At 71.6% G+C, this 13,813-nt stretch carries 14 protein-coding genes and 3 pseudogenes; 5 read left to right on the top strand and 12 right to left on the bottom strand.

Annotation, left to right across the window (positions count from 1 at the left end; genetic code table 11):
* Positions 1–164 precede the first annotated feature (164 nt).
* Genes RBJ77_RS51965 through RBJ77_RS51955 form a run of 3 tightly spaced genes read right to left on the bottom strand, consistent with a single transcriptional unit; the run spans position 165 to position 1,172 of the window.
* Complete coding sequence (locus RBJ77_RS51965; RefSeq protein WP_372351351.1) at positions 165–491, bottom strand: DUF1048 domain-containing protein; 327 nt, start codon at positions 489–491, stop codon at positions 165–167.
* A gap of 1 nt (position 492) precedes the next feature.
* Positions 493–849: a DUF1048 domain-containing protein gene (locus tag RBJ77_RS51960; RefSeq protein WP_372351350.1), complete on the bottom strand. Its 357-nt coding sequence runs from the start codon at positions 847–849 to the stop codon at positions 493–495.
* A complete protein-coding gene (locus tag RBJ77_RS51955; protein WP_372351349.1) occupies positions 846–1,172 on the bottom strand; it encodes a PadR family transcriptional regulator in 327 nt (108 codons plus the stop codon). Before RBJ77_RS51955 ends, RBJ77_RS51960 begins: the two co-directional genes overlap by 4 nt.
* Before the next feature lie 180 nt (positions 1,173–1,352).
* Here RBJ77_RS51955 and RBJ77_RS51950 point away from each other — a divergent pair, with 180 nt between their 5' ends.
* From RBJ77_RS51950 to RBJ77_RS51940, 3 genes and pseudogenes are all read left to right on the top strand, one after another.
* Entirely contained in the window at positions 1,353–1,559 is a 207-nt protein-coding gene (locus RBJ77_RS51950) for a hypothetical protein (protein ID WP_372351348.1), read from the top strand.
* A gap of 134 nt (positions 1,560–1,693) precedes the next feature.
* A pseudogene (locus tag RBJ77_RS51945) lies at positions 1,694–2,122 on the top strand (proton-conducting transporter membrane subunit); the annotation flags it as partial.
* Between the two features lie 125 nt (positions 2,123–2,247).
* Positions 2,248–2,964, top strand: coding sequence for a DUF4232 domain-containing protein (locus RBJ77_RS51940; protein WP_372351347.1), 717 nt, complete (start codon positions 2,248–2,250; stop codon positions 2,962–2,964).
* 100 nt (positions 2,965–3,064) lie between these two features.
* On the opposite strand, the gene RBJ77_RS51935 is transcribed toward RBJ77_RS51940, so the two are convergent.
* The 6 genes from RBJ77_RS51935 to RBJ77_RS51910 form a co-directional block, all read right to left on the bottom strand.
* Positions 3,065–4,306: a cytochrome P450 gene (locus tag RBJ77_RS51935; RefSeq protein ID WP_372351346.1), complete on the bottom strand. Its 1,242-nt coding sequence runs from the start codon at positions 4,304–4,306 to the stop codon at positions 3,065–3,067.
* Between the two features lie 95 nt (positions 4,307–4,401).
* The gene (locus RBJ77_RS51930; protein ID WP_372351345.1) at positions 4,402–5,364 is read right to left on the bottom strand and encodes a 2Fe-2S iron-sulfur cluster-binding protein; all 963 of its coding nucleotides are present in this window, start codon (positions 5,362–5,364) and stop codon (positions 4,402–4,404) included.
* A gap of 72 nt (positions 5,365–5,436) precedes the next feature.
* Positions 5,437–6,225: an IclR family transcriptional regulator gene (locus RBJ77_RS51925; RefSeq protein WP_372351344.1), complete on the bottom strand. Its 789-nt coding sequence runs from the start codon at positions 6,223–6,225 to the stop codon at positions 5,437–5,439.
* Between the two features lie 147 nt (positions 6,226–6,372).
* Positions 6,373–6,786, bottom strand: coding sequence for a cupin domain-containing protein (locus RBJ77_RS51920; RefSeq protein WP_372351343.1), 414 nt, complete (start codon positions 6,784–6,786; stop codon positions 6,373–6,375).
* Positions 6,728–6,907, bottom strand: coding sequence for a hypothetical protein (locus tag RBJ77_RS51915; RefSeq protein WP_372351342.1), 180 nt, complete (start codon positions 6,905–6,907; stop codon positions 6,728–6,730). Before RBJ77_RS51915 ends, RBJ77_RS51920 begins: the two co-directional genes overlap by 59 nt.
* A 65-nt stretch (positions 6,908–6,972) precedes the next feature.
* Positions 6,973–7,989: a zinc-dependent alcohol dehydrogenase family protein gene (locus RBJ77_RS51910; RefSeq protein ID WP_372351341.1), complete on the bottom strand. Its 1,017-nt coding sequence runs from the start codon at positions 7,987–7,989 to the stop codon at positions 6,973–6,975.
* 217 nt (positions 7,990–8,206) lie between these two features.
* Here RBJ77_RS51910 and RBJ77_RS51905 point away from each other — a divergent pair, with 217 nt between their 5' ends.
* Positions 8,207–9,781: a helix-turn-helix transcriptional regulator gene (locus tag RBJ77_RS51905; RefSeq protein ID WP_372351340.1), complete on the top strand. Its 1,575-nt coding sequence runs from the start codon at positions 8,207–8,209 to the stop codon at positions 9,779–9,781.
* Here RBJ77_RS51905 and RBJ77_RS51900 read toward each other — a convergent pair.
* The 3 genes and pseudogenes from RBJ77_RS51900 to RBJ77_RS51890 all read right to left on the bottom strand — a co-directional run.
* Positions 9,758–10,234: an MFS transporter gene (locus RBJ77_RS51900; RefSeq protein WP_372351566.1), complete on the bottom strand. Its 477-nt coding sequence runs from the start codon at positions 10,232–10,234 to the stop codon at positions 9,758–9,760. The two genes, RBJ77_RS51905 and RBJ77_RS51900, sit on opposite strands and share 24 nt — an antisense overlap.
* A gap of 20 nt (positions 10,235–10,254) precedes the next feature.
* On the bottom strand, positions 10,255–10,542 hold the full coding sequence (locus RBJ77_RS51895; RefSeq protein WP_372351586.1) for an MFS transporter: 288 nt from the start codon (positions 10,540–10,542) through the stop codon (positions 10,255–10,257).
* Between the two features lie 690 nt (positions 10,543–11,232).
* Positions 11,233–13,223: pseudogene (locus tag RBJ77_RS51890) on the bottom strand (heavy metal translocating P-type ATPase); the annotation flags it as partial.
* Positions 13,224–13,319: 96 nt separating this feature from the next.
* Between RBJ77_RS51890 and RBJ77_RS51885 the strand changes: the two are divergent.
* Positions 13,320–13,709, top strand: a pseudogene (locus tag RBJ77_RS51885) (ArsR/SmtB family transcription factor).
* The last annotated feature ends 104 nt before the right edge of the window (positions 13,710–13,813 follow it).

Below are 13,813 nucleotides of genomic sequence, written 5' to 3'. Positions count from 1 at the left end.
TCAGGGAGTTGACCCGAGCCGGGGGAGTGGGCGACGGTCCGTGACTACACGTCAGTCGTCAGCCTCTGCGGGCGTGTCGGGTGGATGGCCCGCCCTCCGCAGACCTGTACGCCGGGTGGCGCGGACCAGATCTGCGGCGGTCCAGGGCGTCTGGCGGCGGGGCGCTACTTCTCGGCTGCGCCGGAATCCTTGGTGAGGGACTCCTGGTAGACGTCCGCGTAGGTGCGGGAGTCCTTGATCAGGTCGTCGCAGAACGCGGCGACGTCCGTGCCGATGAGTTCCACCACCCCTTTGCCCGCGGCGACGCCCTCCTCGAAGAAGTCGACGATCTCGGAGAGCAGGGCCCCTTCGAAGAGGTCGACCGGCCCGACCTTGAACAGGTACTTCTGCATCTCCTTGTAGACGATCTGGTAGTCCGGCGGGAGCGCCTTGACCCGAGCGGTGTGCGCTCGCCACTGCTTCTTGCCCTCGATGATGTCCTGGATGCCCATGTCAGCCTCCCAGCCGGCTCAGTTTCCTGGCGACGTTCCTGTTCAACTGGTCGCGCCACCGGTCGCGATAGGTACGAGCTCCCTCTCCGCCGACCAGCGCCGTGCAGAAGCCCGGGATGTCGTCGCCGAGCACCTCGTCGACGCTCTGCCCGTCCGCCGATGTCTCCTCCAGCAGCCCCAGGGCGGCGTCGAGGATCGGCATGAGGTTGCGGCCGGTGAAGTTCCCGTGAGGGAAGAGGTGGGCCTTGATCTGTTCCCATGCGGCCCGGTGGTCGTCGGGCAGGGCCGCGGCCCGTACTTCGAACGCCTTCCAGTCCCTGGTGAGATCGCTGCCGGTGATGGTCTCCCAGAAGTTCATCTCCCGCCCTCCTTCAGCTTGTTGATGCGCGATGAGAGGTACTGCCACTTCGTCCAGAAGCTTGCGAGGTGCTCGCGGCCCGCGTCGTTGAGCGCGTAGAACTTGCGCGGCGGGCCGACCCCGGACGGCCGCTTGGTCACCTGGACGAGTCCGTTCCGCTCCAGGCGCAGCAGGATGGTGTACACCGTTCCCTCGACGACGTCGGCGAAGCCGAGGTCGTTCAGCCGGCGGGTGATGGCGTACCCGTAGGTCTCTTCGGTGCTGATGATCTCGAGCACGCATCCTTCGAGCGTGCCTTTCAACATCTCCGTCAGATCGTCCACTGCGGATCCTCCTCGGCACTGTCGGTACTGCGTAGTACCGAGTACCACTACACGGTATCACCGAGTAGTGGGTGCGGCCAGTGCCTCGGCGCATCGCCGACGTCCCGGATCGCCCGGTCGGGAACGGCGGTATGTTCCTCGCGTTCGCCGTGGTCGAGTACGGGGTGACGGGGTGACGTCATGACGGAAGAGTTCGAAGCGCTCGCCCACCTGTGGGACGGGACCGACGGCAACTGGGTCGTGATCGCGTCGGATCTGGGTCTGGGCACGATCTACAACGTGGACACCCGGATGGCGCTTCTCCTGGAGGACGAGGAGGAGTGCGAGCGGGCCATCGAGGCGATGCGGGTGCACGGTCGGCCGTTCCTGGATCGCTTCCCGCAGTGACGCGGCCCGCGACTCGTGCGTCTTGGGTCGGCCGGGGCGGCGGGCCGAGTCGCGTCAGGGTCCCGGTGAACCGGTCCATGACGTTCCAGTCCGACTGAACAGACTTACGCGCCGCCCATGGCGCCTGTGTCGGATACGCGCTGACGAACCTCGGCGCCTTCGCGGTCGTCTGCGCGCTGCCCGGGCTGCGCACCCTCGGCGACTACCGCGGCGCGGCCCGCAGCCACCCGGCGCTTGCGGGCGCGCTCGTGATCTGCCTCCTGGGACTCGTCGGAACCCCGCCCACCGCCGTGTTCCTGGGCAAACTGGAGGTGTTCAGCGCCGCGCTCGACGGCGGGTACGCCTGGCTCGCCGTCGTCGCCGCGCTCAACACGGTCGCCTCGCTCTTCTACTACCTGCGCTGGATCGCCCCCACGCTCACCACGGGCGCGACCACGGCTCCGCCGCCGAGCGCACGCAGACCGGCGGCGACGGTCGCGTACGCCGCGGCTGCCGGATCGGTGGTGCTGGGGCTGGCCGGGGGTCCGGTACTCGACCTGCTCGACGGGGCTCTCGCCCAGTGAGGCGCTTTTGTGCCTGTGGCAGAACCCTGTGACAGAACGAAGACGTGTCGGGGGACCGCCTGTGACTCGGTGCGAGATACAAATATTTCCGACCACACGCACCGCGCTCGTTCTGGGGGAACACCGTGAAGCACACCCGAATCGCCGCTCTGGCCGCCGTCGGCGTCGCCGCCACCCTTTCGCTCACCGCCTGTGGCGGCGACGGCTCGGGGAAGGACTCGGCGTCCAAGGGTTCCGCATCGTCCGCGTCCTCGCCTTCCTCCTCTTCCTCCTCTTCTTCCTCGGGGTCCTCTTCGTCCTCGTCCTCGGACGACGGGGCGAAGGCGGGCGGCGGCTCCGGTTCGAATGGTCAGCAGGCCAGCAACGCGAAGACCGACTCCGGGAAGGGCTCCGGGACGGGAGCCGCCGGGAACGGCGGGGCGGCGACCGGCGGGAAGGTCACGTTCTGCAAGACGGCCGACCTGGCCATCGACGCCCAGGACGCCGCGCCCGACGCGGAGGCAGGCCGGATCAACATCACCATGATCAACCGGGGTTCGACCACCTGCTCGGCGACCGGCTTCCCGGGCGTCGACATCACGGACGAGGACCACACCACGAGCCCCATCGCCCGTGGCCACGCCCAGCCGCGCGTCACCGTCCTGAAGCCCGGTGACGCGGCCGTCTTCGACCTGGCGTACACGATCGACAGCAGCGGCAACAGCCTCGCCAGCCCGACCGAGATCCTGGTGACGCCCCCGAACGAGACCCACACCGTCACCCTGAAGTGGCCCGAGGGCGCGGGGGACATCAAGGGTGCCTACACCGACGTCGAGGTCTACCCCACGCACACGACGAACTAGCAAAGTGCCCGGCCGCGGTGGTCGCCGGTCCTGACGGGCAACCACCGCGGGCGGGATCCCTGCCGCCCGCCCTCTGCCGCCCGCCCCCTGTCGCCACCGCCTACGTGGCCGTGCGACTGGCCGCGCGTATCCGCACCGGCAGCGCCGTGAAGGAACGCAGCGTGTTGTTCGGATGCCGTCGCGGAGGACCTGCGAGTTCGATGTGCTCCACGCGCCGTACGAGCGCCGTGAGCAACGCCTCCGCCTCCAGCCGGGCCACGTGCTGGCCGACGCACTGGTGCAGGCCCATGCCGAATCCCACGTGGCCCGACGGGTCGCGGGTGAGGTCGAAGCGGTCGGGCCGGTGCCAGCGCTCGGGGTCGTGGTTGGCCGAGCCCAGGAACATCAGGATCTTGGTGTCGCGGGGAACCGTCGTCCCCGCGATCGTGACGTCGCGCGTCGCCGTACGGAAGAAGGTCTGCACCGGTGACTGCCAGCGCACTGCCTCGTCGAACGCCATCTGCACCAACTCGGGCCGCTCGCGCAGCCGTTGCCACTCCTCGGGGTGCGTGGCGAACGCGTACAGGCACGCGGCGAGGCCGTGCACGGTGGTGTCGACGCCGGCGGTGAGCAGGGAGCGCACGACGAGCGGCGCCTGTTCGTGGGTGATGTCGCCGCGGTCGGCGGCCGCCCAGATGCGCGCGCCGAAGCCGTCCTCCGTGAGCGCCTCGCGGCGGCACTGGGCGCCCACCCAGGCCGACAGAGCGCCCATGCGGGGCAGGTCCGCTGCGACGAGTTCGTTGCGCGGGCCGAAGGCGTTGAACGCCATGTTGCCGTAGGGCAGCAGGTTCTCGCGGCCGTGCGGACCGAGCCCGACGGCGTCGGGGAACGCCCGCAGCGGGAACGTCCTCGCCAGCTCGGCGAACGCGTCGAACTCGGCCTGGCCGTGCATGACTTGGTCCATGAGCTGCACCACGAGCTGCTCCGCGAGAGCGAACCAGTCCGCCCGCAGTCGTCGAAGCGCGGGCGGGGCGAGGATCTCGCGCAGGACCCGGCGCGGAGCGTCGTGCTGCGGCGGATCGGCTTCGAGCAGCAGGCTCGGTGGGCGCCAGGGCTTCTCGTGGTGGAAGTTGGCGAGCCCGGCACCTGCCCCCGAAGCGAAGCTCTGCCAGTCGGTGAGCGCCGCGTGCACCTGCTCGTAGCGGGCGAACGCGTGCACGCCGTAGCGCTTCAGGTAGACCACCGGTCCGGTCTCGCGCAGCGTGCGTTGCAGCGGCTCGGGATCGAGGAGGACGTCGACGGCGAACGGGTCGGCGTCGCTGACGGGCGTGGTGCCGACGGCATGCTCCAAAGGCTGTGTCACTGCGGCTCCTTGTGACGTGAGTGCGGGTGCGGAGGCCGAGGCCGCGGCCGAGGTGGCTGGGCCCGGGTTGCTCGTACGGGCGCGCGGCGTACGGGTCACAGGTCGAGTACGAGGCGGTCGCCGCAGGAGCGGGAGACGCACAGGAGCATGCAGTCGCCGGTGGCGCGCTCGTGGTCGGCGAGCACCGAGTCACGATGGTCGGGGCGGCCTTCCACCACGGTTGTCAGGCAGGTGCCGCAGGTGCCCTGCTCGCAGGAGGAGAGCACGTCCGCGCCCGCGGCCCGGACGGCCGCGAGCACCGACGTGTCCGGCGGGACGGTCACGGTGGTCCCGCTGCGGCGCAGCTCGACGTCGAAGGGCGTGTCACGGACGGGTGCCGCCTGCGCGGCGGCGGTGAATCGCTCGGTGCGCAGGGCGTGGCCGGGCCGGCCGGTCGCGCGCACCGCGTCCTCGACGGCAGCCAGGAGTGGGCCCGGGCCACAGCAGTACACGGGACAGTCCGCGCGCGAAGTCCCGAGCCAGTGGGTCAGATCGAGGAGCCCGGTCTCGTCCTGCGGGGCGACGTGCACGCGGCCTCCGTAGGCAGAGGTGAGCTCGTCCCGGAACGCCATCGAGTCCCTGGACCGCCCGCCGTACAGCAACTGCCAGTCGGCGCCCACGAGTTCCGCCTGGTGCAGCATGGGAACGAGAGGCGTGATGCCGATCCCGCCCGCGATGAACAGGTACGTCTCGGCCGGTACGAGAGGGAAGTTGTTGCGCGGCCCGCCGACACCCACCCGGTCACCGGGACGCAGCCGGTCGTGCACGTATGCGGATCCGCCCCGGCCCTCCGGCTCGCGCAGCACGGCGATGCGGTAGCGGTACGCGTCCCAGCGGTCACCGCACAGCGAGTACTGGCGCGTCGTGCCGTCGGGGAGGACCAGGTCGATGTGGGCGCCGGGCGTCCAGTCGGGCAGCCGCGCCCCGTCCGAGCGGGCGAGGGTGAGAGCGGCCACGCCCTCGGCCACGTCCTCCCTCGCCGCGACCACCAGCCCTTGAGCCGTGTCCTGAGCAACCACGTCGTCGCCTCCCGTCGTTGGGTTGCGGGAAGCATGCGAGCCGCGCCACCGCGTCCGCGACGGCATTCTCACTCAGCGAGAGACCGGCTTCTCGGTGTCGTGCGGCGCGTCAGCGGCTTGCGCCCCGAGGGCCCGGGAGAGCCCGCGCGCGGCTGTCCGGACGACCGGGACGACCGCTGCCGCACCGGGCTCGTTCGGAACGATCACGGAGAAGGCGGCGATCACCGTTCCCGTGGCGTCGCGGACCGGCGCCGCGACGCCGAGCGCGTCGTCGTGCACGAAACCGGGACAGTACGAGAATCCCTGCCGGCGCACCTGCGCGAGCCGGGCCCGCAACTCCGTATCCGTGGCGGGGGTGTTGTCGGTGTAGCGGGGCAACGGCTCGGAGAGCACGCGCTCGCGCAACGCGGCGGGTCCGTGCGCCAGGAGCAGCAGCCCGCTGGAGGAGACGTGCAGCGGCAGCCGGCCGGCGATCCGCGTGTAGTTGATCACCGCGCCGGGCGCCGAGAGTCGCTCGACGAACAGCACCTCACCGCCGTCGAGCACGCCGAGCTGCACGTGCTGGCCCACGACGTCGTGGACCCCTTCGAGGAAGGGCATCGCGACGACCCTGAGCCGCAGCGCGGGCGAGGCCCGCGTCCCCAGCTCCCACAACCGCATGCCCACCCGGACCCGCCGGTCCGGCTCCCGGACCAGCAGGTCGTGCGCGACGAGCTCGGCCACCAGCCGGGAGGCCGTCGCCACGTGCAGCCCGGTCCGCCGAGCGATCTCCGAGACACCCAGGACCGGGTCCGTCTGATCGAACGCCTCCAGAATGCGCACGGCCCTGGTCAGTACGGACTCTCCGCTGCTCGCCCTCACCTCGACATGATGCGTGGCGTGGGTCGTGGCTGGTCAAGGCCCGTGCGCCGACGCGCGGTCGGTGGGCGCGAACCTCTTCTCACGCTCACCCGGCCGCCACAGAGCACGTCCGGCCGCTGCCCCCGCCGCGCTCCCTTCGCGAACCCGCTACTGGTTGCGGCTGCGCGGGCCGCCGTACTGGGTCTCCGTGACGGGCTCGGCCCAGCGGGTTTCGGGGGAACCGTCCGTGGTGCCTTCCCACATGGCGATGTGTTCCATGAAGCGGTCGGCGGTGGCGCCGTGCCAGTGCTCCTCGTCGGGCGGGCAGCTGACGGTCTCGCCGGGGTGGGCTTCCAGGATCGTGCCGTCGCGGGTCCCGACGAGGGCGATGCCGGAGACCACGTGCAGGGTCTGGCCGACGGCGTGCGCGTGCCAGTTGGTGCGGGCGCCGGGCGAGAACCGTACGAGGTTCGCCCGCATCCGGGAGGGTGCCTGCCCGGCGACGACGACGTCCCACCAGACATCACCGGTGAACCAGTCGGCGGGGGCCTTGCTGGTGGGCTGGGACTTGACGAATTCCATGGGTGTTCCTGTCGGTGCGGATCGCGCCCGGCACGATCAGCCGGGCCGCGTGGATGTTCTCCGGGGCGAGCGAGATGCGGACCATCGCCGCGCACGCGCTGTCGGCGGCGAACGTGGTCACAGGGAATCCTTCGTGAGAGGAGTCGGGGGGAGAGGGGTGGGGCAGGCCGTGGGCCGCCCCGGTGGTCACGGCTTGAGGAGGGTCTTGATCGCGCGTCGCTCGTCCATCGCCTTGTAGCCCTCGGCGACCTGGTCCAGGGGCAGGGTGAGGTCGAAGACCTTGCCGGGGTCGATGGCGCCCGTCAGGACGCGGTCGATCAGGTCCGGCAGGTAGCGGCGCACGGGCGCGGGACCGCCGCGCAGGCCGACGTGCGAGAAGAACAGCTGCTGGCCGTCGACGGCGACGTCGTGCGGGACGCCGACGAAGCCGACGTTGCCGCCGGGCCGAGCCGAGTGGAGGGCCTGCTGCATGGACTGTTCGGTGCCGACGCACTCCAGGACGCTGTCGGCGCCGATGCCACCGGTCAGCTCCTTGATCCGGGCCACCCCCTCCTCGCCACGCTCCGTGACGATGTCGGTGGCGCCGAACTCGCGGGCGAGTCGCTGGCGCGGTTCGTGCCGGGACATCGCGATGATGCGCTCGGCGCCCAGCTCCTTGGCGGCGATCACCGCGCACAGGCCGACCGCGCCGTCGCCGACCACGACGGCGGTCGAGCCGGGCCGCACCTCCGCGGCGTCGGCGGCCCACCAGCCGGTGCCCATCACGTCGGAGACGGCCAGCAGCCCCGGCCAGTACTTCTCGTCCGGGACCTCGTCGGTGGCGACGAGCGTGCCCTGGGCGTTGGGGATGCGGACGTAGTCGGCCTGGCAGGTGCCCATGAACGCACGGTTCAGGCAGTTCGACTGGAAGCCGTTGCGGCAGTTGGCGCAGGTGTTGTCCGACGTGGCGAACGAGCCGACGACGAACTGGCCGGGCCGCACCGCGGTGACCTCGCTGCCGACCTCCTCGACGAAGCCGACGTACTCATGGCCCATCGGGTGCGGTTCGTCGACCGTGTCCAGGCCGCGGAAGGGCCACAGGTCCGATCCGCAGACGCAGGTCACGGCGGTGCGGATGATGGCGTCGGTCGGTTCGAGGATCTTCGGGTCGGCGAGCGTCTCGAAGCGGACGTCGCCGGGGGCATGGATCACTGCTCCGCGCATGAGGGTGCTTCCTTACGTGCTGAGGGGGAAAACGGGCCGCTGGGCCCGCGGGCGATCGGGCAGGACGGCCGATGTGCGGCTTCCGGGGACGGGGGTCCGGGTCCGGGGTGTCCTGCCTCTTCCAGGGAACCGCGCTTCGGCGCGCGCTGCGAGTCACTGATGAGGGGTGTACCAGCAGTACATCGCTCCGGCGCCGTACGCGCCGTACGGTCGAGGCATGGACAACCGTGACGAGGTCCGCGAGTTCCTGACCTCGCGGCGAGCCAAGATCAGCCCCGAGCGGGCCGGACTGCCCGCGGGCTCCCGGCGCCGGGTGCCCGGCCTGCGGCGCAGCGAGGTCGCGGCGCTGGCCGACATGAGCGTCGAGTACTACGCCAAGCTGGAGCGCGGCAATCTCGCCGGTGTCTCCCCGGCCGTTCTCGAAGCGGTCGCCCGCGTGCTCCAGCTCGACGACGCCGAACGCGCCCACCTGCTGAACCTGGCGCAGGCGGCCGACGGCACCGACGCCCTCACCCGCCCCAGGCGCCGGCGCGCCAAGGAGGGCTGGAAGGTGCACCGCAGCCTGCAGTGGACGCTGGACGCGATCACCGCGGGGCCGGCGTTCGTGCGCAACGGCCGCATGGACGTCCTCGCCACCAACCGCCTCGCCCGCGCCTTCTACCGTGACCTCTACGCCGCTCCCGGCAACCAGGCGAACCTCGCCCGCTTCCAGTTCCTCGACCCCGCCTCGCGGCGCTTCTACCCCGACTGGGACCGGTTCGCGGACGTCGCCGTCGCCATCCTGCGTACGGAAGCCGGCCGCAATCCGTACGACAAGGACCTCCACGACCTCGTGGGTGAACTGTCCACCCGCAGCGAGGAGTTCCGCACCCGCTGGCGCCCACGACGTCCGCCACCACGGCACCGGAACGAAACGCTTCCACCACGAGATCGTCGGCGAGGTCACCCTCGCCTCGAGGGCCTGGAACCGGCCGCGGAGCCCGGCCTGACCTCACCGTCTACGCCGCCGAGCCCGGCTCGCCGTCCGAGTGAGGGCCTGCGTCTGCTGGCTTCCTGGGCCGCCACGCAGCGGAGACCCGCCGCCGCCCGCGCGGCCCATGATCTGACTGACGACCGGCCCCGTCACCCCGCACCGGGCGACGCCGATCGTGTGACCCTGCTACCAGGCGTACGCTCAGGGGCCTCAGCACCGGGCCCGCTCAGATCTCGTCGAGCCGACGCAGCGCGCCCTCCGACAGCACCACGCGGGCGGGAAGCGGGCCCGTCCGGCACCGGCTGGTGCTGTCACGAGCCGGCTGTCAGGCACTCGAGGGGCGCCGGCAGCGCACGTGCTCGGGGAGGTGCGGGAGTGCGGGCGGATGGTGACCACGTAGACGAGAGCGGCGAGTGCGGCGGCGGCGACCGTGACCAGGCCGAGCGGGACGAGCGGTGCCCGCGCCGCCGAGCCCGACCAGCGGGCGGCATGAGACCACCGAAGGCGAACTCGCGTCAGGCCCAGGAGGGCACGACGCCGTACCGGCGATGTCGGGATGGTCCGACAGGGCGAGCGATGTGGCCGGCGGTGCCTGCAGGCGGCCACGCCGCCGACCAGCGAGGAACAGTGAGGCGATCTCATGGCGGGCAGCGGCAGCCGAAGTGCCGCGGTGTGACCAGGACGCCGCCCGCGCCCACGAGGCACATCAGGAGCCGATCAGCAGCGTGCGCTTTCTGTGCCCAGCGCCCGGCCAGGCGCCCGGCGCCCAAGCCGCACAGCATGAATCGAGCGAGTTCAGCACCGAACGCGAACGAGTAGCCCTGCGGCGAGAGCCTCCGTGGATGCCCTGCAGTACGTAGGTAGCGCCACTGAGGTAGGCGAACAGCGCGGCGTAGGCGAAGCCGATGACGAGTACGGCGGCGCAGAAAGCGCCCGGTCCGACAGCAGTCGGCGGAAGTCGCGACCCGGCTCCGCCTCAATCCCGCCGGTGCTGCGCTTGTGGTGGGGCAACGTCTCACGGAAGACGAACAGGACGGCGCCCAGGATCACCGCGCCGGCACCGGCCAGGAACAGGAACAGGCCGCGCCAGTCGGTGACCGCGGCCAACCGCCCGCCGAGCACCGGCCCGACGATCGCGGCGAGTCCGCCGATCACCGTCAGGCGGCTGTAGTACCGCACCAGCTCGCTGCCCGTGTACAGATCACGGCCGGCGGCCTGCGCGATCACGATGCCGACCGCGCCGGCCAGTCTCTGCAGGAAACGCGCGATGATCAGCGTTCCGATGCTCGGACTCAGCGCGCACAGCGCCGAGGCGCCGATGTAGGCAGCGACGCCAGCACAGCAGCGGACGCCGCCGCCTCGAGCCGGTCCGACAGGGGTCCGGCGACCAGCTGTCCCAGCGCAAGACCGATCAGACACGCGGTCACCGTCAGCTGCGCGGTGGCTGTCGCCGCCCCCAGCTCGCTGGTCAACGTGGGAAGGACGGGCAGGTAGAGATCCATCGAGATCGGCCCGAACACGGTGAGGAGAGCCAGTACGACGGTCAGCGGATCGCCCGACCGGCCGCTCGGGCGGCGCACTCGGGAACAAAGGGGTACGCTCACTCGACTCCAACCGGAGAGAAACAAGAGACGACTCGGCGCCGGGCCGACGGCGACTGCCCGGCCGTGAAAGCGAGCAGACAGGGGGCCTCGCCGATCTCAAGAGAACCGCCTTTGCAGCGGTCAGAGCTTCTCTCGATGGGTGTACCGGCAGTACACGACAGCGCACTCGCCGGGCGCCGGGTGTGCCTCGGGCCGCAGCGGGCGGTGGTGGGTGTCGCCGAGTGTTCCGGAACCCCGAAGGCTCGGTCAGTCCTCGTCGAGCTCGTGGCGGACGCGTCGGGACGGACTGAACGTGTAGAGGTCGAGGATGCCGGGCGGCTCGGCGAGGCCGGGGCCGCCGGCCTCGACCCAGGCGGTGATGTCGGCGGCGGCGCCCGGGTCGTTGACCTGCCCGAGCCAGACCGGACGTCCGCCGGCCCTGCGGCCCTCGGCGGAGGGCTGGATGACGATGACGTTGGCACGCTCGCACGCGTCCAGACAGTCGGTTCGCCGGACCATCGCGACTCCTGCCAGCTGGGTGCGCAGGTCGGTGAGCTGGGCCTCGTGATTCAGGTAGGGGATCTTGGCCGGGGTGCCGCAGCAGCAGCCGCGGCAGACCGTGACGGTGGGCCGGGCCGCTCCCGAGCGGGGGCGGTCTTCTTGGCGCGGCGGCTCACCGGACGTCCTGCGCGCGGCGCGGTTCCAGGCGGCGTCCCGCAGCAGGCGCAGCCCGTTGAGGCCGACGATGACGGTCGAGCCTTCGTGACCGAGGACGCCGAGCGGCAGTGGCAGGGTGCCCGCCAAGTCCCAGACGACCATGGCCGGAGACGAACACTCCGGCGATGACGAGGTTCTGCACCACCAGGCGTGCGTGCCGCGCGTGACAGGGCGATCACCTTGGGGACGGTGGCGAGTTCGTCGCGGACGATGACGGCGTCGGCGGTTTCGAGTGCGAGGTCGGAGCCCGCACGGCCCATGGCGATGCCGGTGTGTGCGCCGCCAGGGCGGGCGCGTCGTTGATGCCGTCGCCCACGACCAGCACTCGGCGGCCTCGGGCCTCCAGACGCCGTACCGCTTCGACCTTGTCCTGAGGCATGGGAGGCCCGCGTGGATCGCGTCGGAGGTGATGCCTACGTCGGCGGCCAGGCGGCCGGCGGCACGGGGGTTGTCACCTCGTGACGAGGAGCGGCGTGCTGCTGGTGAGAGCGGTCAGGGCGGCGACGGTCGCGGCGGCGTCGGGACGAAGCCGGTCGGCGATGCCCAGCACGCCGACGGGGACGCCGTCGCGCAGGACCAGGACGGCCGTGCGGCCGCCGTCCTCCAGATCGGCCACTTCCTTCGCGGCGCACCCCGAAAGGGTGCCGTCGTGACCGCCGTGCCGGCTGTGGCTGTCGAGGAGGCGGGCGGGGGCGCCGACCTCGACCTGGCGGCCGTCGACGGTGGCGGTGACACCGACACCGGGCGTGGAGGTGAAGTCCGCGCGGCGGCGGGGGACAGGCGGCGGTGCGAGCGGCGTCGGCCACGGCACGCCGACGGGTGTTCGCTGGACTGCTCGGCCGCGGCCGCCAGGGCCAGCGCAGGGCGCCCTCGGTCAGCCCGGAGCCGGGCAGGGAGCGGTCTCGGTGACACGAGGAGTTCCCTCGGTCAGCGTGCCGGTCTTGTCCAGGGCGACCGCGCCGACCTGCCCCAGCCGCTCCATCACCACGGCGGACTTCACCAGCACACCGTGGCGTCCGGCGGTGCGATCGCCGACAGCAGGGGCGGCATCGTCGCCAGGACCACGGCGCAGGGCGAGGCCACGATCATGAACGTCATCGCCCGCAGCAGCGCGGCGCGTCAGGTCCGTGCCGGACGCGAGGGGGACCAGGAAGACCGCCAGGGTCGCGACGACCATGCCCAGGCTGTACCGCTGCTCGACCTTCTCGATGAACAGCTGGGTGGGCGCTTTGTCTCCGACGCCTCCTGACCATCGCCACGATCCGGGCGATCACCGAGTCAGAGGCGTCCCGCCCGACCTTCACCCGCAGCACGCCCGTGCCGCTGAGCGTGCCGGCGAAGACCTCGTCCCCGCTCTTGGCGACGGGCAGCGGCTCGCCGGTGATGCTCGCCTGGTCCACCTCGCTCGCCCCGCCGAGGACGCGCCCGTCCGCGCCGACCCGCTCCCCGGGCGGACCAGGACGGTGTCCCCGACCACCAGGTCCCGCGTCGGGACCGTCACCTCGCTCCCGTCGTCCGCAAGGCGCGTGGCGACGGTCGGCGCGAGGTCGAGGAGCCCGCGCACGGCTTCCTGGGTACGGGCGGTGGCCAGGCCTCAAGCGCGCCGGAGGTGGCGAAGATGACGATCAGCAGCAGCGCCGTCCATCGCCCGCTCCGATCGAGGCGGCGCCGATCGCCGCCACGATCATCAGCAGGTCCACGTCCAGGGTCTTCTCGCGCAGCGCCGTGAGCCCCGCCCAGGCCGGCTCCCGCACCTCCGGTGACGTAGGCGGCGGCGTAGAGCGCACGACCAGACAGACGCGCGCCGGTCAACTGGAGCGGCAGGGCGACCAGGAACAGGGTGAGCGCCGCGGCGGCCCAGCGTGCCTCGGCCAGGGCGAACACCCGGGTGCGCGCCTCGGCGCCGTGGACGGGACAGCCGGAACTGCCCGCTCGGCGCGCGTGATCAGGTCGGAAGGCATGACGGAGGAACCCCTCGGGGCGGAAGACGATGCGACGCACCCACCGTACAGGAACATCTGAACAGGTCTTCAGGTGTCGCCAGTAGGATGGGAACCATGGGTCACGGAGCCGACGACATGAGCCACGCCACCCCCGCGAGCGCCTGGACGCGGCGGGGGCCACCGATGTCGCCGCCACCCTCCAGGCCCTGGCCACCCCTTCGCGGCTGTACATCCTGGCCCGGCTCAGGGAGGGCCCCTGTGCGGTCGGCGATCTCGCCGAGGCGGTGGGCATGGAGGCCTCGGCCTGCTCCCACCAGCTCCGCCTGCTGCGCACTCTCGGCTCGTCACCGGAGAGCGCCGGGGCCGTTCCATCGTCTACGCCCTCTACGACAACCACGTCGCCGAGCTGCTGGAGCAGGCCCTCTCTCCACGTCGAGCACCTACGTCTCGGCCTCGCGTGACGCCCCCGCCACCGAAGCGGTCCCGCCTGCCGCCAAGCGCTAGACACCTGTACTCGTCCGCGCGCCCCGTCGCCGTTCAGGCTCCGGGTGGCGCGGAAGACCGCGGGAGTCTCGCCCGTCCGGTCGTGGAAGTAGCGGCCGAAGTTC

It is taken from the genome of Streptomyces sp. KL116D (assembly GCF_030766975.1).
Taxonomy (GTDB): domain Bacteria; phylum Actinomycetota; class Actinomycetes; order Streptomycetales; family Streptomycetaceae; genus Streptomyces; species Streptomyces longispororuber_A.
The sequence above is the reverse complement of the archived record's forward strand: the minus strand, read 5'-3'. Positions and strand labels throughout refer to the sequence as shown.